This window comes from Histidinibacterium aquaticum (assembly GCF_008710275.1).
In the GTDB taxonomy this organism is placed as follows: domain Bacteria; phylum Pseudomonadota; class Alphaproteobacteria; order Rhodobacterales; family Rhodobacteraceae; genus Oceanicola; species Oceanicola aquaticus.
Genome location: NZ_VYQE01000005.1, coordinates 98,351 through 117,516, shown reverse-complemented (window position 1 = coordinate 117,516; position 19,166 = coordinate 98,351). Strand labels below are relative to the sequence as shown.

General features: G+C 69.1%; 21 protein-coding genes. 8 read left to right on the top strand and 13 right to left on the bottom strand.

All coding sequences use genetic code 11. The features are described from left to right. The first annotated feature begins 236 nt into the window (after positions 1 to 236). The 3 genes from F3S47_RS15955 (at position 237) to F3S47_RS15945 (ending at position 2,032) form a co-directional block, all read left to right on the top strand. The gene (locus F3S47_RS15955; RefSeq protein WP_223877857.1) at positions 237 to 755 is read left to right on the top strand and encodes a sigma-70 family RNA polymerase sigma factor; all 519 of its coding nucleotides are present in this window, start codon (positions 237 to 239) and stop codon (positions 753 to 755) included. Beyond that, complete coding sequence (locus tag F3S47_RS15950) at positions 752 to 1,414, top strand: ChrR family anti-sigma-E factor (RefSeq protein ID WP_150446297.1); 663 nt, start codon at positions 752 to 754, stop codon at positions 1,412 to 1,414. The genes F3S47_RS15955 and F3S47_RS15950 overlap by 4 nt, the downstream gene beginning before the upstream one ends. A 93-nt stretch (positions 1,415 to 1,507) precedes the next feature. Next, positions 1,508 to 2,032 (top strand): hypothetical protein, encoded by a 525-nt coding sequence (locus F3S47_RS15945; RefSeq protein ID WP_150446296.1) that lies wholly within the window; start codon positions 1,508 to 1,510, stop codon positions 2,030 to 2,032. 4 nt (positions 2,033 to 2,036) lie between these two features. Here the strand turns inward: F3S47_RS15945 and F3S47_RS15940 are convergent, their stop codons facing one another. The 10 genes from F3S47_RS15940 to F3S47_RS15895 all read right to left on the bottom strand — a co-directional run bounded on the left by F3S47_RS15940 (position 2,037) and on the right by F3S47_RS15895 (position 14,098). Next, positions 2,037 to 2,447, bottom strand: coding sequence for a hypothetical protein (locus F3S47_RS15940; protein WP_150446295.1), 411 nt, complete (start codon positions 2,445 to 2,447; stop codon positions 2,037 to 2,039). 38 nt (positions 2,448 to 2,485) lie between these two features. Next, positions 2,486 to 3,661, bottom strand: a complete 1,176-nt coding sequence (locus tag F3S47_RS15935) for a DNA recombination protein RmuC (RefSeq protein WP_150446294.1) — start codon at positions 3,659 to 3,661, stop codon at positions 2,486 to 2,488. Positions 3,662 to 3,699: 38 nt separating this feature from the next. Beyond that, a complete protein-coding gene (mutL, locus tag F3S47_RS15930) occupies positions 3,700 to 5,529 on the bottom strand; it encodes a DNA mismatch repair endonuclease MutL (protein WP_150446293.1) in 1,830 nt (609 codons plus the stop codon). Positions 5,530 to 5,584: 55 nt separating this feature from the next. Beyond that, positions 5,585 to 6,895: a M16 family metallopeptidase gene (locus tag F3S47_RS15925; protein ID WP_150446292.1), complete on the bottom strand. Its 1,311-nt coding sequence runs from the start codon at positions 6,893 to 6,895 to the stop codon at positions 5,585 to 5,587. After that, positions 6,892 to 8,259 carry a M16 family metallopeptidase gene (locus F3S47_RS15920; protein WP_150446291.1) on the bottom strand — a complete coding sequence of 456 codons (1,368 nt, stop codon included), beginning with the start codon at positions 8,257 to 8,259 and terminating at the stop codon, positions 6,892 to 6,894. The genes F3S47_RS15925 and F3S47_RS15920 overlap by 4 nt, the downstream gene beginning before the upstream one ends. Before the next feature lie 87 nt (positions 8,260 to 8,346). Beyond that, on the bottom strand, positions 8,347 to 8,856 hold the full coding sequence (locus F3S47_RS15915; protein WP_150446290.1) for a DUF3035 domain-containing protein: 510 nt from the start codon (positions 8,854 to 8,856) through the stop codon (positions 8,347 to 8,349). Positions 8,857 to 8,906: 50 nt separating this feature from the next. Next, complete coding sequence (lspA, locus tag F3S47_RS15910; RefSeq protein WP_150446289.1) at positions 8,907 to 9,389, bottom strand: signal peptidase II; 483 nt, start codon at positions 9,387 to 9,389, stop codon at positions 8,907 to 8,909. A 9-nt stretch (positions 9,390 to 9,398) separates the two neighbouring features. Beyond that, positions 9,399 to 10,988, bottom strand: coding sequence for a bifunctional phosphoribosylaminoimidazolecarboxamide formyltransferase/IMP cyclohydrolase (gene purH / locus F3S47_RS15905; RefSeq protein ID WP_150446288.1), 1,590 nt, complete (start codon positions 10,986 to 10,988; stop codon positions 9,399 to 9,401). Then, a complete protein-coding gene (locus F3S47_RS15900) occupies positions 10,985 to 12,712 on the bottom strand; it encodes a heparinase II/III family protein (protein ID WP_150446426.1) in 1,728 nt (575 codons plus the stop codon). Before F3S47_RS15900 ends, purH begins: the two co-directional genes overlap by 4 nt. A 117-nt stretch (positions 12,713 to 12,829) precedes the next feature. Further along, positions 12,830 to 14,098 (bottom strand): RsmB/NOP family class I SAM-dependent RNA methyltransferase, encoded by a 1,269-nt coding sequence (locus F3S47_RS15895; RefSeq protein WP_150446287.1) that lies wholly within the window; start codon positions 14,096 to 14,098, stop codon positions 12,830 to 12,832. A 68-nt stretch (positions 14,099 to 14,166) separates the two neighbouring features. Between F3S47_RS15895 and F3S47_RS15890 the strand changes: the two genes are divergently transcribed. After that, a complete protein-coding gene (locus F3S47_RS15890) occupies positions 14,167 to 14,343 on the top strand; it encodes a DUF1674 domain-containing protein (protein ID WP_150446286.1) in 177 nt (58 codons plus the stop codon). 5 nt (positions 14,344 to 14,348) lie between these two features. Here the strand turns inward: F3S47_RS15890 and F3S47_RS15885 are convergent, their stop codons facing one another. Next, entirely contained in the window at positions 14,349 to 14,699 is a 351-nt protein-coding gene (locus tag F3S47_RS15885) for a dihydrodipicolinate reductase (protein ID WP_150446285.1), read from the bottom strand. Positions 14,700 to 14,735: 36 nt separating this feature from the next. Beyond that, complete coding sequence (dapB, locus tag F3S47_RS15880; RefSeq protein WP_150446284.1) at positions 14,736 to 15,548, bottom strand: 4-hydroxy-tetrahydrodipicolinate reductase; 813 nt, start codon at positions 15,546 to 15,548, stop codon at positions 14,736 to 14,738. A 64-nt stretch (positions 15,549 to 15,612) separates the two neighbouring features. On the opposite strand from dapB, the gene rbfA reads away from it, so the two are divergent. Genes rbfA through truB form a run of 3 tightly spaced genes read left to right on the top strand, consistent with a single transcriptional unit; the run spans position 15,613 to position 17,668 of the window. Further along, positions 15,613 to 16,002 (top strand): 30S ribosome-binding factor RbfA, encoded by a 390-nt coding sequence (gene rbfA / locus F3S47_RS15875; RefSeq protein WP_150446283.1) that lies wholly within the window; start codon positions 15,613 to 15,615, stop codon positions 16,000 to 16,002. After that, complete coding sequence (locus tag F3S47_RS15870) at positions 15,999 to 16,727, top strand: phosphodiester glycosidase family protein (RefSeq protein WP_150446282.1); 729 nt, start codon at positions 15,999 to 16,001, stop codon at positions 16,725 to 16,727. Before rbfA ends, F3S47_RS15870 begins: the two co-directional genes overlap by 4 nt. 32 nt (positions 16,728 to 16,759) lie before the next feature. Next, positions 16,760 to 17,668 carry a tRNA pseudouridine(55) synthase TruB gene (gene truB, locus F3S47_RS15865; protein ID WP_150446281.1) on the top strand — a complete coding sequence of 303 codons (909 nt, stop codon included), beginning with the start codon at positions 16,760 to 16,762 and terminating at the stop codon, positions 17,666 to 17,668. Here the strand turns inward: truB and F3S47_RS15860 are convergent. Next, entirely contained in the window at positions 17,665 to 18,348 is a 684-nt protein-coding gene (locus F3S47_RS15860) for a DUF4386 domain-containing protein (protein ID WP_150446280.1), read from the bottom strand. The genes truB and F3S47_RS15860 overlap by 4 nt on opposite strands. Before the next feature lie 185 nt (positions 18,349 to 18,533). Between F3S47_RS15860 and F3S47_RS15855 the strand changes: the two genes are divergently transcribed. Then, entirely contained in the window at positions 18,534 to 19,058 is a 525-nt protein-coding gene (locus F3S47_RS15855) for a DUF1643 domain-containing protein (protein WP_150446279.1), read from the top strand. Positions 19,059 to 19,166 lie beyond the last annotated feature (108 nt).

Sequence of the window (19,166 nt, the reverse complement as noted above, 5' to 3'; positions counted from 1 at the left end):
TACGGCGCAACGGCCAATACGGATCGAATGCGGAATAAATCTCAGGATGTTGTGATCCGCCGGGTACGCCCCCGCGTACCGAAGCCATGTTGACGGGATCACGACCAGCCGCCAAACCGGACCTGCGGGGCCGGACACCCGATGCCGTAAGGGCTCGGCCCCGGCTATTGCCGGAGGAAAGAGGACCAGTCGTGATATCCGCCGAGCAGACACGCCCCCCGGCGTGGATCGCCGAGATGAAGGCCATTCGCGACCTGAGAGACCAGGCGGCCTTCGCCTCTCTGTTCGAGTATTTCGCGCCCCGCGTTAAGGCCTACCTGATCAAGTCCGGGTCCGCCCCGGACATGGCCGAAGAAGTGACGCAGGACGTGATGGCCACGGTCTGGCGCAAGGCGGAGCAGTTCGATCCGGCGCGGGCCAGCGTGAGCACCTGGGTGTACACCATCGCCCGGAACCGGCGGATCGACATCGTGCGCCGCAACCGCCGGCCAGAGCCGGAAGACCTGCCCTGGGGCCCCGAGGCGGAGCCCGCGCAGGACGAAGAACTGGCTTTGCAGCAGGATGCCGAGCGCCTGTCAGAGGCGTTGCAGGCCCTGCCCGAAAAGCAGCGAGTGCTGGTCGAGCGCGCCTATTTCGGCGAGCTCACGCATTCGCAGATCGCGGAAGAGACCGGGCTTCCGCTGGGGACGATCAAATCCCGGATACGGCTGGCGCTGGATCGCCTGCGCCATGAAATGAGGGAAGAAACGGGATGACCCGCCAAATTGCACACCACCTGCCGGACGCGATGCTGAGGGGCTATTGCGCCGGCACCCTGCCCGAGGCGTTCGACCTCGTGGTCGCGTCGCACATCTCGCTCTGCGACGAGTGCCGCGCGCGGATGCACGCCTTCGACGCCGTCGGCGGCGCACTGCTGGACCAGGCGGACGAGGCCGAGCTGAGCGAAGACAGCCTCGCCGCGACCTTCCGCCTGATCGAGGGCATCGACGTGGAAAAGGCAAAGGCCGAGGAGACACCGCCGCCCGCGACCTCCGGCGTCCTGCCCGCCCCGCTGCGGTCCTACGTCGGCGGCGATCTCGATGCCGTGTCCTGGAAGCGTGTCGGCGGCGGCGTGTCGCAGGCCATCCTCCCGGTGGAAGGGGACGCCAGCGTGCGTCTTCTGCGCATCCCGGGCGGGGTCGAGGTTCCGGACCACAGCCATTCTGGCTCCGAGATGACGCTGGTTCTTGCGGGCGCCTTCTCGGATGCCGCCGGCCGCTTCGGTCCCGGCGACGTCGAGATGGCCGACGATGACGTCACCCATACTCCGATCGCCGAACCGGGCGAGGACTGCATCTGCCTGGCCGCGACGGAGGCGCCGCTGCGCTTTTCCGGCCTGCTGCCGCGGCTTGCCCAGAAAGTCATGCGGATCTGACCCGGCTCCCTAGGTCATCCGCATGCCTCCAGGGGCCGGTCCGCAGGGGACCGGCCCCTTTCCTTTTCCGCCCCGGCGTGGTGAAGCGCGAGTATGGACGCGCCCGAGCTGACCGAGGATTGCGGCCGCTGCGCCGCGCTGTGCTGCATGGCCTTCGCCTTCGACAAGGGCGACGGCATGGCCATCGACAAGTCCGCCGATACAGCCTGTCCCCACCTCGCGACGTCCGGCCTCTGCTCGATCCATCCCGACCGGGATCGGCTGGGCTTCTCCGGTTGCGTGGCCTACGCGTGCAACGGAGCCGGGCAATACGTGACGCAGGAGATCTTCGGCGGAGCGTCCTGGCTGGACGACCCCTCGCTCACCGCCCCGATGGCCTCTGTCTTTCGCGACCTGGCGCGCATCCAGGAATGGCGTGCGATGCTTCTGGCAGCCCGGGCGTGGTCCCTGCCATCCGAGGCGAGGGACAAGCTCGACCGGCTCGAAGCGGAACTCTGCCCGCCCCCCGGCGAGGCTTGGACCGCGGGCCTTCTGGCCGAACGTCTTGCCGGCCCGCTGCCGCGCGAAATCCGGAGTTTCCTGAAGTCGCTTGGGCCTTACGTCCCGCAGCCTAGCTGAGACGTCAGCTCTCGTCGTGGTCCCACGCGACGGGCACGGCGAGGTTGCCCTGAAGCATGTAGCCGTCGCCGCCGGGGCTCAGCCGGAAGGTCCGGCCGGGATAGGCGCCCCTCACCTCGAAGAACTCTGCGCCGCGGGTCACCTGCCCGGCACTGCCGTGAAGGCTGTCGCCGCAGATCCGGTCGCCGCCGCCGCAGGGAACGAGCCGGTAGGTCGCCATCGTGTCGGAGGTCCCGTCCGGCGCGATCACGTAGACCGCGCCCTGTGCAAAGGGGATTTCCTGGTAGGTATCCTGGAAGAGCTGCCGGCTACTGGCCGAAAAGCGCGTGTCCGGCCGGGTATCCCCCGTCGGCGTGATCTCGCAGGCGCCGAGCGCGAGAAGCGCTGCCGCTGCCGCTACTGCAATGCTCCGCATCGATCCGCTCCCCGCTGACTGACCCTTCACAGTGAACCCTAGCGGCCCGGCGCTGACAAGGGGACGACGTGGCTCTCGTCGCTCTCGGGCGCCAGTTCCTCGAAGTCGAAGTTGTCGAGCCGGTGGGCCCGCTTCCCGGCGCGCTGCGCCGCTGTGAGAATGCCGGACACGTCCTCTCCTGCCTGGCGCAGGTGCGTCTCGAGCTTGGCGGCGCGTTCGCCCACGATCTCGACGTCCCGGTGAAGCTGGCCGAGCGCCTTGCGGATGGCGCCGGCCTGTTCGCGCATCCGCGCGTCCTTGAGCACCGCCCGCATGGTGTTGAGCGTCGCCATGCAGGTGGTGGGCGAGACGATCCAGACGCGGGCCGCGAACCCCTCGCGCACGATGTCGCCGTGGTTCGCGTGAAGCTCGGCGTAGATCGCCTCCGACGGCAAGAACATGAGCGCGCCGTCGGCGGTCTCTCCCTCGATGATGTACTTCTCCGCAATGGCCCGGATATGCGCCTTGAGCGCCGTCTTGAGGTCGCGCAGGGCCTGTTTCGCCTCGTGCTCGGTCGAGGCGGTGCGCAGCGCCTCGTAGGGCTCGAGAGGGAACTTGCTGTCGACCACGATGGGGCCCGGAGGGTTCGGGAGGTGGATCAGGCAATCCGCCCGCTTCCCGTTCGAGAGCGTCGCCTGAAGCGTGTAGCTGTCGGAGGGCAGCGCCTTGTGGACGATGTCGTGCAGCTGGATCTCGCCGAAGGCCCCGCGGGTCTGCTTGTTCGACAGGATGTCCTGGAGCGAGAGCACGTCGCCCGAAAGCTTGGTGATGTTCGCCTGGGCCTTGTCGATCACTTGAAGCCGCTGCTGCAGCTCCCCCAGCGACTGCGCGGTGTTCCGGGTGGTCGCGCCGAGCTGCTGGTTCATCGCCTCGGTCACGGTCGCGAGACGTTGCTCCATCAGGTGAAGCGTCTTGGTCTGGCTCTGGGCCTGCGCCTCCGAAACCGAGGTGAGACCGCCGAAGAGCTGCTGCTGACCGTCGGCGAGCGACTGGACCCGGGAGTTCACCCCGCCAAGCTGGCGCGCCAGCTCTTCCGCGACACGGGCCGAAGCGCCGGCCCGACGCATGGTGGCCATGAGCATCAGGACGAGCAGGAGCGCCACGGCCCCGCCCCCGACGAGCGCGAGAGTGGCCGGGTCTGACAGGTTGAGAGTGGTATCGCCGATCTGGATCATGCTCCTGTTCTACATTCGTTCCGGCCGCGCGGAAAGGGTCAGCTGCGCCCGAAAAGCCGCTCGATGTCGGAAAGCTGCAGTTCCACGTAGGTGGGTCGGCCGTGGTTGCATTGGCCGGAGTGCGGCGTCGCTTCCATCTCGCGCAAGAGGGCGTTCATCTCTTCGGGCTGCATCCGCCGCCCCGAGCGCACCGATCCGTGACAGGCCACCCGCGAGAGGATCGCGTCGAGGCGCGCGCGCAGGGCGGTCGTCTCCCCCAGGTCCGTCAATTCGTCGAGTATGTCGGAGACGAGCGCCCTGGCATCGACCTCGCCGAGGAGCGCCGGCGTCTCCCGGACGCAGACCGCGGCGCCGCCGAAGGGCTCGATCCCCAGACCGAGTTCCGCGAGCGCCTCGGCATGGGACAGCAGAAGCGCGGCGTCGGTCTCGGAGAGTTCGACGACCTCCGGGATCAGGAGGGCCTGCGAGGCGATGCCGTTGTCCGCCATCTGCCGCTTGAGCCGCTCGTAGACGAGTCGCTCGTGGGCGGCGTGCTGATCGACCACGACGATGCCGCGCTCGGTCTGGGCGATGATGTAGTTCTCGTGCACCTGCGCGCGGGCGGCACCGAGCGGATGGCTCGCCTCCTCGACGTGCTCGTCCGCGCGGCGCGCGACCTCGCGTTCGGAGCGGACCGAGGGTTGCTCCATCTCAGCGAAACCCTGAGGCCTGTAGGTCGCGGGCCGGGGCGTCGGGCGGTCCATCTGGTAGACGCGTGCTTCGGGCGCGGGCTCGGGGCGGAAGGCGCCAAGCGTCTCGCCCGCCACCGTCGAGGAGGCGCGGTGGCCGGCCTCGGCGAGGGCATGGCGGATGCCGGAGACGATGAGGCCGCGAACGATACCGGACTCGCGGAATCGGACCTGGCTCTTGGCCGGGTGGACGTTCACGTCCACCAGCTTCGGCACGCAGTCGACGAAGAGCACGGCGGCCGGGTGCCGGTCGCGGCTGAGGAAGTCCGCGTAGGCCCCCCGGAGCGCGCCGATGAGCAGCTTGTCGGTGACCGGCCGGCCGTTGACGAAGAGGAACTGCTGCACGGCGGAGCCGCGGGAGTAAGTCGGCAGGGCAGCGTATCCGGTAAGGTGATGACCCTCCCGCTCCGTGTCGAGGGGCACGGCGTTCTCGGCGAAGTCCCGGCCCAGAACCTGCGCGGTCCGGCCGTGGAGCGCGTCGAAGAGGTCGCCCGTCTGCGCATCGGCGCGAAAGACGGTGCGCGGGCTTTCCGAGGAGCAGTCGGTGAGCGTGAAGGAGACAAAGGGCTCCGCCAGCGCGAGGCGCTTCACCGTTTCGGCAATGGCCTGCGCCTCGGCCCGGTCGGTCCGCATGAACTTCAGCCGGGCCGGCGTAGCGTGGAAGATGTCTCGCAGCTCGACGCGGGTTCCGGCGGAGAGGGCGGCGGGGCGCACCTTGTCCAGCCGGCCGCCGGAGACCGAGATCTCGGCGGCCTCCTCGCCGGTGGCACGGCTGGTGATGGTCAGCCGCGCGACGGCGCCAAGCGAGGGGAGCGCCTCGCCGCGGAAGCCGAAGGTGTGGATGTTGAGGAGATCCTCGCCGGACGTCTTGGACGTGGCATGCCGGCTCAGGGCGAGCGGCAGGTCCTCCGCCGTCATGCCGCAGCCATTGTCCGTCACCCGGATCAGGCGCTTGCCGCCGTCGGCATAGTCGATAGCCACGCGCGTGGCGCCGGCGTCGATCGCGTTCTCGACGAGTTCCTTCACCGCCGAGGCGGGCCGCTCCACGACCTCGCCGGCCGCGATACGGTTCACCGCACCTTCGTCAAGTTGACGGATGACGGGGCGGTTTTCGCCTATGTTGGGGTCATGGCGGGCCATGCCACTAGGCGTAGCATGGCCCTATTCGATTCTGCGAGGGGTATTCTCGCCCGTCTCAGTTGGTTTCGCCGAGGCCTTCCGGCTGGCCGACCACGACGAAGTGCAGCTCTTCCGGCGCCAGGAGCTCGGAGGCGACGCGGTTGATCTCCTCCAGCGTGACCGCCTCGATCTGGGCGTTGCGGGTCTCGATGTAGTCGGCCGGCAGGCCGGTGAACTGCATTCCGACGAGGATTTCGGCGATCCGGGCGTTGCCGTCGAACCGCAGCGGGTAGGCGCCGGTGATATAGGTCTTGGCCTCCTCCAGCTGCTCGGCGGTAACGCCGTTTTCCTGCATCTCGGCCCATTCGGCGCGGATCACATCGATGGCCTGAGCCACCCGGTCGTTGGCCGAGGACACCGACCCCAGGTAGAGCTCGGCGTGTTCCTTGGGCACGAGGTAGGTACCCACACCATAGGTAAGCCCGCGCTTCTCGCGCACCTCCTCCATGAGGATCGACTGCCGGCCGGAACCGCCGAGGATCTCGTTAAGGATATAGGCGGCGAAGTAGTCCGGATCGTCACGTTCCAACCCCTCGTGTCCGAAGAAGGCGACGGACTGCGGCGAGGGAAAATCGATGACGGTGGTACCGCCCTCGATCCCGACCTCGACCTCCTCGGGCAACTCGGGGCCGGTCTCGGGCAGACCCTCGAACATCTCGTCGAGCATCTCGCCGGCGGCCTCGGGGGTGATGTCGCCCACGATAGCCACGTGGATCCGGTCGCGGACGACGGTGTCGTCGAAGGCCTGCACCAGGTCGTCCCGGGTCAGACCCTCGACGCTCTCGAGCGTACCGCTGATATCGGAGCCATAGGGATGGTTGCCGAAGGCTTCGCGGTAGAAGGTCTCCGAGGCAATGTCGTTCGGGTTCTGGGCACGAGACCGGATGTTGGCGAGCACCTGGCTGCGCACGCGCTCGATCGCCGTTTCGTCGAAGGCGGGATCGGTCAGCGACTGGTTCAGCAGGTCGACCGACTCGTCCCGGTTCTCGGACAGGAAGCGGGCGGAGACCGACAGCGCGTCGTCATAGACGTCGTAGCTGAACCGCGCGGCGAGCCGCTCCAGCTCGCGCTGGAACTCGCGCGCGGTCATGTCGCCCGAGCCCTCCTCGATGAGCGCGGTCATCAGGTTGACCGCCCCCCGCTTGCCTTCTCGGTCGAGAGAGGCGCCGCCGGCGAAGAGCGCCTCGACCGCGACAAAGGGAATTTCGTGGCTCTCGACGAGCCAGGCGTCGATGCCACCGGGCGAGGTGATCTCCTGCACCTCGATCTCGGCGCGGGCGGTGGCGGCCCAGAGGGTCGCCGTCAGGGCGAGAAGGATGCGGATCATTGGGTCTCCTCCTGGGTCTCGGCCGCGGCCGTCTCTTGCGTTTCGGGGGTCACGTAGGCGGTGACCGATCCCTCGGGCCGCAGCACGCCGCGGGCGGCCTCCATGACGTCTTCGGCCGTGACTTCCTGCAGGATGTCGGGCCAGGCCTGCACGTCTTCGACCGTGAGGCCGGAGGTCAGCGCCTGGCCGTAGCGGCGGGCGAGCCCCTGGACGTTGTCGCGGGCGTAGATCTCGGAGGCCTTGAGCTGCGTGCGGATGCGCTCCATCGCCTCCGCATCGGGCCCGTCCTCGAGGAAGCTCGCGAGGACCTCTTCCATCGCCGCTTCCGCCTCCTCGAGAGTCACGTCGGGCTGAGGTGCGACGGAGACCGTGAAGGTCGTGCTGTCGAGCGAGATGCCGTCATAGCCCGCGCCGGAGTAGACCGCGATGTCGCTGTCGAACTGGAGCGCCTGTCCCAGCTCGGAGGTGAAGGGCGAACCGCCCAGCAACTCGGCGAGGTAGACGAGGGCCGCCGCTTCTTCCTGCGCGCCCGCATCACGCTCCGGCGCGATGTAGGACCGCACGAGGTAGGGCTGTGCGACGCGCGGATCGGAGAAGGTCAGCCGCCGGGCCGCCCGCTGCGGCGGCTCGGTGGAGCGGAAGCGCTCGGGCAGCTGGTCCTCCGCCGGAATCGGGCCGTAGTGTTCCTGCGCCATCTCGAGCACCTCTTCGGGCTCCACGTCGCCCGCGACCACGAGGATCGCGTTGTTGGGCGAGTAGTAGAGATCGTAGAAGCTCAGCGCGTCCTCCATGTCGAGCTCTTCCATCTCGTGCCGCCAGCCGATGATCGGCAGGCCGTAACGATGGTTGAGATACTGGGCCGCGCGGATCTGCTCCTGCGCCAGGGCGCCCGGGTTGGAGTCGACCCGCTGGTTGCGCTCTTCGAGGATCACGTCGCGCTCGGTCACGATATCCTCGGGCGTCAGCCGGAGGTCATTCATACGGTCGGCTTCCATCTCCATCATGAGCTCGAGCCGGTCGGCCGCGACGCGCTGGAAGTAGCCGGTGTAGTCGTAGGAGGTGAAGGCGTTGTCCGACCCGCCCTGCGCCGCCACGGTATCACTGAACTCGCCGGACTCGAGGTCGTCGGTCGCCTTGAAGAGCAGGTGCTCCAGGAAGTGGGCGACGCCGGACTGGCCCGGAGGCTCGTCGGCCGACCCGGCGCGGTACCAGACCATGTGCGTGACGACCGGCGCGCGGTGATCCTCGATCACCACGACCTCCATGCCGTTATCGAGCGTGTAGGTCGTGACATCGTCCTCCTGCGCGGCGAGCGGGCCGGCGAAGAGGAGAAGAAGCGGGAGCAGGAGCGGTCTGAATATCATGGTAAAGCCCTGGCCAAGGATAGTTCACATCTAGCTACGCCACCGAGCGGTGGGCACAAGACGCGCAACGGGCTTGTGAAGGCCGGGTTACTGGCCCGCGGGCGGTGCGGAGGGTGTGCGGACCCCGGCCTGCCGGAAGCGCGTGAGCTCGGCCCGCGCGTCGAGCGACTGGGGGGCGTAGGCGCTGAAATAGCGGTCGCCGCCGAAGAGGCCGCTGGTGAAGTTCCCACGGCGGCCGCGGAACGCCGCATCCTCCTCCGCCACGGTGGCGCGAATGTCGGTCGGCACACCGAACCGGGCGGCGGCCGATACCAGCGCCTGGTCCTGCGCGGGGATGCCTCCGGCGAAGGCCGCGGCGGGATTGCCCCCAAGCGCGGCGATCCCCTCGCCTATCGGATAGCGGTCGGCCCGGTTGGATCCGCCGGGCGTCGGCGGCGGCAGCGCGTTCAGGTTTTCCGGGATTTCGAGGGGATTGCGCGGCAGCACCGAGAACTCGTCCGGGCCCGCGCCGTTCGTGGACAGGTCGCGCAGGCCGACCCGCCCCCCGGCACAGGCGGTGAGCGCGACGCAGGCGATCAGGGCGATGGTCAGCCGCATGGGTCCCTCTCTGGCATGCAACCCCCTGTTAGCGCAGGCGGGCCCCGGCGTCACGCGGTCTTTCCGCGTCCCGTTCCGGAGCCCCGGCCGGTGAAGAAGACGAGCCCCAGCGCCCCAACGAAGACGCCGATGTCGGCGATGTTGAAGGCATAGGGGTTGGCGATGCCGCAGCAGGACATGTTGATGAAGTCCGCCACCGCTCCGTAGAGCACCCGGTCGACCACGTTGCCGAGGGCTCCGCCGACGAGGAGACCTGCCGAAAGATAGGTCCAGCGGTTGCCGCCCTCGCGAGAGACCCAGACGAGCACGAAGGCCGAGACGGCGAGCGCCACGCCGATCAGGATCCATCGGGCGTCGAAGTCGGAGAGGAGACCGAAATTGACGCCCCGGTTCCAGGCCATCCGGAAGACGAGGAACGGAGGGATCACGTCGATGACCATCCGGTCCACGAGGTCCATCCCGTGCACCACGATCCACTTGGTGGCCTGGTCGAGGAGGAAGACCCAGAAGGCGGTCCAGTAGACGGTGCGCATTGGGGGCCCTCAGTGCCTGAAGTGTCGTTGTCCGGTGAAGACCATCGCCAGCCCGGCCTCATCGGCGGCGGCGATCACCTCGTCGTCGCGCATCGAACCGCCGGGCTGGATGACCGCGGTCGCGCCCGCCTCTGCCGCGGCGAGCAGTCCGTCTGCGAAGGGGAAGAAGGCGTCGGACGCCACCACGGAGCCCTGCGTCGGAGGCGCCGACAGGTCGAGCGCCTCGGCCATGTCCAGCGCCTTGCGGGCGGCGATGCGCGTGCTGTCGACGCGGCTCATCTGGCCTGCGCCCACGCCCACCGTCGCGCGATTCTTCGCGTAGACGATGGCATTGGACTTCACGTGCTTTGCGACGGTCCAGGCGAAGAGAAGGTCGGCCATCTGGTCGTCCGTCGGCGCCTTCCGGGTGACGACCCGCAGATCGTCCGCGCCGAGATGACCGGTATCGCGATCCTGAACGAGGTAGCCGCCCGAGACCTGCCGCACGGCGAGCCCGGGTGCGGCCATGTCTGCGAGACCCGGCGCCAGCAGGAGCCGCAGGTTCTTCTTGCGGGCGAAGATCTCGCGCGCCTCGTCCTGGATCGCGGGAGCGATGACGACCTCGGTGAAGATGTCCGCGATGGCTTCCGCCGTCTCGCCGTCAAGCGCCTGGTTGAGAGCGACGATCCCGCCGAAGGCCGACGTCCGGTCGCAGTCGAAGGCCCGTGAATAGGCCTCTTGCATCGTGGAGCCGCGCGCCACGCCGCAGGGGTTGGCGTGCTTGACGATCACGCAGGCCGGGCCGTCCACCGGCAGGAACTCCGAGACGAGCTCGAACGCGGCGTCGGTATCGTTGATGTTGTTGTAGCTCAGCTCCTTACCCTGAAGCTGCTCGGCGGTGGCGATGCCCGGGCGACCCGATCCATCGCTGTAGAAGGCGGCGGACTGGTGCGGGTTCTCGCCGTAGCGCAATGTCTGGATGCGGCGGCCGGCGAAGCTGCGCCAGCGCGGGGCCGCCTCCTCCTGCTGTCGGGCCATCCAGGTGGAGACCGCCGTATCGTAGGCCGCCGTGCGCCCGTAGGCCGTCATCGCCATGCGCTTGCGGAAGGCGAGAGTTGTCCCGCCACCGGTGTCCTTCATCTCGGAGAGAAGGGCGTGGTAATCGTCCGGCTCGGTGAGCACAGCGACATGAGCATGGTTCTTTGACGCCGCCCGGATCATCGCGGGTCCGCCGATATCGATGTTCTCGATCACCGTCGCCTCGTCCGCGCCCCCCGCGACCGTCTCTTCGAAGGGGTAGAGGTTCACGACCAGCAGGTCGATCGGGAGGATCCCGTTGTCCTCCATCGCGGCGACATGCTCGGGCGCGTCGCGCAGGGCGAGGAGCCCGCCGTGAACCCTGGGGTGGAGCGTCTTGACCCGCCCGTCCATCATCTCGGGGAAGCCGGTCAGGTCGGCCACGTCGCGGACCTCCAGCCCCTCCTCTCGCAGCATCCGAGCGGAGCCGCCGGTCGAGACCAGCTCGACGCCCTGTTCGGCAAGGGCGCGCGCCAGGTCCGTGAGGCCGGTCTTGTCGGAGACCGAGAGCAAGGCGCGGCGGATCGGGACGGTATCGGTCATGGCATCTCCTCGGACTCCAGCTCCGCCATCAGGTCGTCTCCGGCGGTATCCCGGAGCGCGTTCGGCGTCTCCTGCGCCTTGGCAAGGGACCAGCGGATGCGGGTCGCATAGGCGATGGCGCTGCCGGATAAAACCACCTGTTTCGCCGGACGCGGACGCAGCCGTCCGGATTCCAGGTAGACCGAGGGCTCCAGCGAGAGGCTGTCCGCACCCTCCTGGCGGAGGATCCAGATCTCGCCGGACTTCAGAACCAGGCTCACCGCCGTCCCGCCTAGGTCGAGCTCGGCGTCGACGTCTGGGTGAAGATGGAACCGGATCGAGAAGGGCAGACCTTCGGCGGGGGAGGCCGCGAGACTGCGGGAAAAGGTCATCTCGTCCGACGAGGAGAGCGTGGCCAGCACGTCCTCTCCCGTCACGCGTCGCCCGTCGGAGCTGAGGTCCACCGTCCGCGCGTGGGTCAGCCCGTGCGAAGCCTGGTATCCGTCGTGGGCGATCTCGAGCCGCGGCCCCTCCGCGCGTCGCGAGAGCTCGCGCACCACGCGGCCAGGCCCGCCCTCCAGCCGCTCCTGCAACACGCCCCCATGCCGCCGGGCCGGACCCAGCCGGGCGGAGGAATGACCGTCCAATCCCAGCGTCGAATGGCTGGGAGTCGCGCGTCCGGCCCGTCTCCAGGCCGCACCGAAGACGGCGCCCGCGCCGCAGTTGACGATGAGCGGCCGCCGTCCCGAGGTGAGCTCGAAGGCGAGCGTCGAGGCATGTGCCTCGGCCGCAGCCGGGCCGGATGGCGGCGGCGCCGCGTCGAAGATCAGCGTGGTCCGGCCCGCCGCCAGGCGTCCGTACCCCATCGGAAAATTCTCGAGTCTTGGGCGCGTCCTCACCCCGCTTTCCGCGAGCGCATGGTCGAGCCGCCCGTCGAGCCCCCGCCCCCCACCATGGAACCGGGCCAGTCCGCCGTCGGCGTGCCGGAGGGCCCTTAGCGTCGGGGCGATGCGCTCGACGGCCTCGGACATCGCGGACGGCACGGAGCGGCCGGAGGCCCGCAGGGCCCCGGAGCAGACATTGAGCAGCGTCAGGATCTCCGTCAGGTGCTCCGGGTTGCGATTGGCGATGCTGCCGTCCGCGGCGATCTCCCGCTCGCAGAAGCGGGCGAGCGCGCTGACCGCGGGCTCCGCGACCTTTTCGTGGCCCTCCAGCGCGAGCCCGGCGACGATCGTGCCGCCCAGCGCCTCGATCCGTGCAAGGCCCGGTGGCGCGGCGCGCCAGCGGCGGGACAGGTAGCGGACCTGCCCGGAGAGCGCCCGGAAGAAATCTGAAGAGGCGCTTTTGTCTTGCGCCCGCAGCAGGAAGGTCGAATGCGTCGTCCAGCGGATCACGCGCCGGCCCGTGACGGCGGGCGCCCAGCCCGGACCACGTCCCCTGCCGTAGCGGTCGATCCAGTCCCAGAGCCAGGCGCGGGCGAGCGCCCGTGCCCTTCCGTCGCCAACGGCGGCGAGATCGTCGAGCCAGCCGAAGCCATGCGCCTCCTCGGCGAAGGCTGCATCCGGCGGATCGATGTCCCAGAGGGTCCCCTCCCCGGTCTCGACCAGGTGCCCGGCAAAGAGGACGGTGCCGCCGAGGATCTGCCTACCGCGCCCGAACTGTCCGATGGATCTCGGCTCGGGTGGGTTCCGGAACCCGGTCGCCCGCCCGCGCGCCGATTGGGCCCGCGCCTGCAGACGGTTCATCAGGCGCGTGACACGCGCGGAAGAGAGCCTGATCCGGGCCAAGGTCTGCTGCCTCGTCGCGGGGGCGCTCGGCCCCTCTGTCATTGTCCGGGATACTAGCGGGAGGGGCTCCACGAGTCACGCAGGCTTTCGGAGGGTCGCCATGTAGAAGCCGTCCATCCCGCCGCGATCGGCCCAGAAATCGGGTCGCAGCCGCAGCCCGCCCGTCTCCGCTCGCCATTCCGGCTCGATCCACGAGGCCTCGGGGAGGGGGTCGAGAGTGAGCCCATCGGTGGCCGCGAGAGCGTCTTCGACCTGAACCTCGCCCTCGTCGGGAAGCAGCGAACAGGTGCAGAAGGTCAGCCGCCCACCCGGCTTGAGAAGCGTCAGAGCGTGGGCGATCAGCCGGGTCTGCAACTCGATCAGGGCCGCGAAGTCGTGACCGTCCTTCGCATGCGGCAAGTCGGGATGACGCCGGATCGTGCCGGTGGCGGAACAGGGCGCGTCGAGCAGGATGGCGTCCCAGCCGCCCTCCTCGAAGGCCATCGCGTCGGCAGCCACCGTGCGAGCCGTGAGGCCGGTCCGGGCCAGGTTCTCTTCCACGCGCACAAGGCGCGACTCCGAGATATCGAGCGCCGTGACATCCGCGCCGGCAGCGGCGAGCTGCAGCGTCTTGCCGCCGGGAGCGGCGCAGAGGTCGAGTACCCGCTCTCCCGGTTGAGGCGCGAGCAGTCGCACCGGAAGCGCGGCGGCCGCATCCTGCACCCACCAGTCGCCGGCATCGTAGCCTGGCAGCGCGGTGATCCGGCCGGGCTCCGCAAGGCGGATGCTGCCGGTCGGCAGGAGCGTGCCGCCGACGGCCCCGGCGACGGCGGCGGGATCTGAGCGGGCGGTCAGGTCGAGCGGTGCGCCATGGAAGTGCGCGTGCTCCATGCGCTGGACGCTCCGGTCGCCCCAGGCCTCGGCGAGCGGGCGGCGCAGCCACTTGGGCAGGTTCGGCACCGGCAGGGCGGACCACGCCTCTGGCGTGAGCCCCGCCACCTTGCGCAGCACCGCGTTCACCATGCCGCGGAACGTCTGCGTGCGGCGGCCCTCTCCCGTCAGTTCGACGTAGGCGTCGGTGACCGCATGCGGCGCCGCGCCCTGCCCGATCTCCACGGTGGCGAGCCGCAGGGCGTTCTGCACCGGCCCCGGCGGGCGCTTCGCGAGGTGCGGCTTCAGCACGCGGTCCGCCCGACCGAGCGCCCGCAGCGTCTCCATCGCCAGCCGCGAGGCGCGCGCCCGGTCGGCGGCGTCCAGTGGGTCGAGGACGGCGGCCAGCTCGGACAGCAGGCGGCCCTCCTCGGTCACGGCAGTGACGAGACGCAGCGCGGCGCGGCGGGGGGCGAGGCCCTTGGGGTCTGTCATCGGCATCCCTTGTTCGAGGCGTCCCGGGCCGTATATCAGCCCTGAGGACGCAGCAAGCGAGGCCGGTGATGACCGAGACGCCGAAAGACCTGCCCCCCGCCGCCCAGCGCGCGCTGGAAGAGGCCGAGGCACGCCGCAAGGCAGCCGAGGGCAACGACCTTCCGCCGGAGCTCGGCGGGCGCGACGGGCCGGAGCCTGTGCGCTACGGCGATTGGGAAAACAAGGGGCTCGCAGTCGACTTCTGAGTCGCTCAGTTCAGGGTGAACCGGGCGGAGTCGCCTGAACCCTGGTCCGAGGTGAAGCGAATGCGGTTGCCGTCGAGCTGTACCAGCTGGCAATTGCGGGGCCAGCTCTCACTGCCCCATGCGAGCGTCCGGCAGAAGTAGCCGCTCTCCCACGCCCAGTTCCCGGAGACTTCCTGCCCCTGGGCGACGCCACGAATGCTGCCGTCGGAGCCGACTTGCAGGGAAATTCCGAAAAGACCGATGTCGAGCGACCGTCCGGTCACGGTCTGGAGGAAGGCGTCCCGGTCGGCGATCCGGGACCAGTCGGCGGCGGCGGGGCCCGCGACGAGGGCGAGCAGGAGAGCGAGGCGTTTCATGGCCCTCTTTACGCCGCCCGCGCCTCTCCGGTTCACTCAGAGCCCGAGAACGTCCTTCATCGTGTATTCGCCCGGCCGCTTGTCCTGGCCCCAGAGCGCCGCCCGTAGCGCGCCCTTGGCAAAGAGCCCCCGGTCGGTCGCGACGTGGCGCAGGATGATCCGCTCCCCCTGCCCCGCGAAGAGCACATCGTGCTCGCCGACGATATCGCCGCCCCGGATCGCCGAGAAGCCGATGGCGCCTTTCTCCCGGGCGCCGGTCAGCCCGTCGCGGCCCCGGTCGGCCACTTCGTCCAGCGCGACCCCGCGCGCGTCGGCAGCAGCCTGGCCCAGCATCAGCGCGGTGCCAGAGGGCGCGTCCTTCTTCGCGGAGTGATGCGCCTCGACGACCTCGATGTCGAAGTCTTCGCCTAGAGCCTCGGTGACCTTGCGGGTGAGCTCCACCAGCAGGTTCACACCAAGGGACATGTTGCCGGCCCGCACGATCACCGCATGGCGCGCCGCGGCGGACAGGGCCTTGAGGTGATCGTCGGAAAAGCCGGTGGTCCCGATGACGTGCACCGCCCGGGCCTGCGCCGCGAGCCCCGCGTAGTCGACCGTCGCCTCGGGCGCCGTGAAGTCCAGGACCGCCTGCGCCTTCGAGAAGGCCTCGAGCGCGTCGGAGGTCACTTCGACGCCCAGCGAAGGGCCTTCCATCGCCTCGCCCACGTCGCGGCCGATCCAGTCGTGGCCCTCGCGCACCAAGGCCCCCACGAGGCGGCACTCCTCGCTCTCGGCTACGGCGCGCACGAGCATCCGTCCCATGCGGCCCGCAGCCCCGGTGACGACGATTCCCGGCAGGTCTTCGCTCATTTCGGGCTCTCCTTTACGTCGGTCTTCGCTTGGCATCGAGGCCACCGGGGCTTACATCGCCCGCATGGCGAAGCACAGAGAAAATGACGGTCCCTCCCAACGCCAGCTGCGCGTGGGCGAGCTGATCCGGCGCACCTTGTCGGACGTTTTGATGCGGGGCGACGTCCATGACCCGGAGCTTTCCGGTCGGTCCATCACGGTCGGAGAGGTGCGCACCTCCCCCGACCTCAAGGTGGCGACGGCCTACGTCCTGCCGCTGGGCGGCGAGGACGTGGAAGGCACGCTCAAGGCGCTGGGCCGCAACCGCAAGGAAATCCGCCGTCTGGTCGGGAAGGAACTCACCTTGAAGTACCTGCCCGAACTGCGGTTCCGGGTGGACGAGACCTTCGACCGGATGGACGAGACGCGCGAGCTCTTCGCGGATCCCAATGTCCGGCAGGACATCGACGAATGATCTGGCTCGCGCTCGCCTTCTCGATGATGGCCGCGCCGGCCGCGGCGGTCGAGTGCGGCCCGAAGGAGTGGCGCGGCACCGACTTTACGATCTGCGAGGTCGATCCGGCTCGGGAGCAGATCCGCCTGTTCCTGAACGACGACGAGGGCCGCGCCTACGGCTCGTTCCGCGAGGTCGAGGAGGTGAACGGCCCTCTGGCCTTCGCGATGAACGGCGGCATGTACCACGAGGACCTGTCGCCGGTCGGACACTACGTCGAAGACGGCGAGGAGATCATGCGCGTGATCCCCAACGCCGGGCCCGGCAACTTCGGTATGCTGCCCAACGGCGTCTTCTGCGTCGAGGAGGAGCGGGCCCGCGTCATCGAGACCGGTGCCTACGAGAGCGACATGCCGGACTGCCGGTTCGCTTCGCAATCCGGGCCGATGCTGGTGATCGACGGCGCATTGCACCCCCGCTTCATCAAGGGGTCCGACAGTCGTCATATCCGCAACGGCGTGGGGGCTTCCGCCGAGGGCGATCGCGTGGTCTTCGCGATCTCCGAGGAGGTCGTGAACTTCCACGACTTCGCGACGCTCTTCCGGGACGGCCTCGGGCTCTCCGACGCGCTCTACTTCGACGGCAAGGTCAGCCGGCTACACGCACCGGAAATCGGCCGCTCCGACGCGGGCTGGGCCATGGGGCCGATCGTCGGCGTTCTTGACGACGAGGGCGCCGGAAGCTAACCGGCCGGCCTTCCGATTGACATGGAGGCTCTATGGCACGGCGCCGCAAGGGACGCGACATTTCCGGCTGGCTGGTGATCGACAAGCCGGCGGGACTTACTTCGACCGACGTGGTGAACCGGGTTCGCCGGGCCTTCGACGCCAAGAAGGCGGGACATGCCGGCACGCTCGACCCGGCGGCGACCGGCGTATTGGCGGTGGCCTTCGGCGAGGCGACGAAGACCGTGCCCTATGTCACCGACGCCATGAAGGCCTATCGGTTCACCGTCCGGCTCGGGGCCGAGACGAACACCGACGACGCCGAGGGCGAAGTAATGAAGACCTCCGAGCTCCGCCCGACGGACGAGGAGATCAAGGAGGCGCTGGGCGCCTTCGTGGGCGAGATCGAGCAGGTGCCTCCAGCCTTCTCCGCGGTCAAGATCGATGGGCAGCGGGCCTACAAGCGCGCCAGAGCCGGGGACGAGGTGACGCTCCAGGCCCGCCCTCTCTGGGTCGAGGAGCTCGTCCTGACCGACCGGCTTGCGCCCGATCTGGTGGAACTCGAGATGACCTGCGGCAAGGGCGGTTACGTCCGCGCCATCGCCCGCGACCTTGGCCGGTCGCTCGGTTGTCTCGGACATGTCGACCACCTGCGCCGCGTCTGGTCCGGTCCCTTTGACGCCGAAGAGGACGGTGTGACGCTCGAACGTGTGGAAGAGCTCGCCGGCACGCCCGAGCTCGACGACCTTCTTCTGCCGCTGGAGGACGGTCTCGTCGACCTGACCGAAGCTCGGTGCCCCGACGAGAGCGTGGGCCGCCTGAGAAACGGCAACCCCGCGCCGGTGATCGGCGCGGAGCTGGACTACGGAGAGGAATGCTGGGCGAGCCATCAGGGCCGCGCCGTGGCCGTGGGCCGCTGGAAGGGGGGAGAACTTCACCCCTCCCGCGTCTTCCACCTCTAGGCGGCGGCGAGGCCGCTGGATCGCTGGCCCCGCCAGGCGCCGCCCGACAGGAGCCAGACGCAGACCGCCGTTTCCGAGATTACGCAGATCCCGTAGGCTGGGGCGAAGGCCTCCGCCGCACCGGGCGCGAGGATCCGGAGAAACGACCCGGCCAAGTAAACCGCACCGGCCGCTATCAGGAGCGGGCCGAGCGTCCGGCCGACCCGGCCGGTCCTAGCGATCAGCAGGCCGGTCAGGACCGAGTTCACCCCGAAGAAGAGCAGGCCCATGTCGTAGGCGAAGCCGTGACGGGCCAGGGCCTCCGCGGCCAGCGGCGCGCCGGCTTCCGTGCCCGCATGGACCGTCGCGGCGAAGAGCAGCGGCAGAGACGCTCCGATGACGGCGGCCTGCACCAGGCGGAAAGCGGTGGCGCCGAGCGCCAGCGTCGGGCCGAAGTCCTTCAGCAGCCGGTAGAGCAGAACGGCCAGCCCGACGTCCGCGAGAGCCATCACGGCATCCGAGGCGATGGCGAGCCGCAGCTTCTGCGCCCCCGCCGCAATGGCCGCGCCGGTGGCCATGGCATCACCCGGAACGAGAAGACCACCGCGAAGACCGACTTCCGCGGTCAGGCCGAGAACGATGATGAGGAGGTAGAGAGCGCCCGCTCCGCGGGCCATTTGGGTCAGGGAAGTCGCAGGCATGAGGTGGTCTCCGGTCGGGGGCGCCGATGGCGCATTTACGATGTAAGCTTATAGTCGACCCATTACCTTACAACGTAAGTCTACGTCAAGCGATTCCTTTCCCCTTCGTCAACCGCTGCGTGCTCTACATCTGCCGCCACGGTTCAGAGCTTTCGCGCGCGGCGTCTCGCAGCTACGAGGGCGGCATGATCGAACGTGCGCACCTCAAGGGCGACGCCGAGTCGCTGGCCGTCTACTCGCCCTGCGAGAACTACCGTTACCTGCTCACCCGGACCTGGGATCCCGAGGGCGCGCGGGCGCTCTTCGTCATGCTCAACCCTTCGACCGCGACGGAGCTGCGCAACGATCCGACGGTCGAACGCTGCGAGCGGCGCGCGCGGACGCTGGGGTTCGGGGCGTTCCGGGTGACCAACATCTTCGCCTGGCGGGCCACCGATCCGAAGGAGCTTCGGCGGGTCCAGGACCCGGTGGGCCCGGATAACGATGAGGCCATCGCCGAGAGCGCGCGGGACTGGATTCGTCCTGACCATGGCGACCAGATCGTCTGCGCCTGGGGGACCCATGGCGCCTATCTCGACCGGGGAGCGGAGGTGCACCGTGTGCTGGAGGAGACCGGGCGGCCGCTGCATCACCTGGGGCTGACCAAGGAGGGGCATCCGAAGCACCCGCTCTATATCGGTTACGCGGTGCAGCCCGAGCGCTGGAGCTGACGCACGGAAAAATCCTTTGCGTCCTGCCCCGCTCTCGCGTAAGGGGCGGGCTTCACTCCAAGGGCCCTGCTGGACGACATCCCGGCTTGCGCCATGACCCCGAACGAA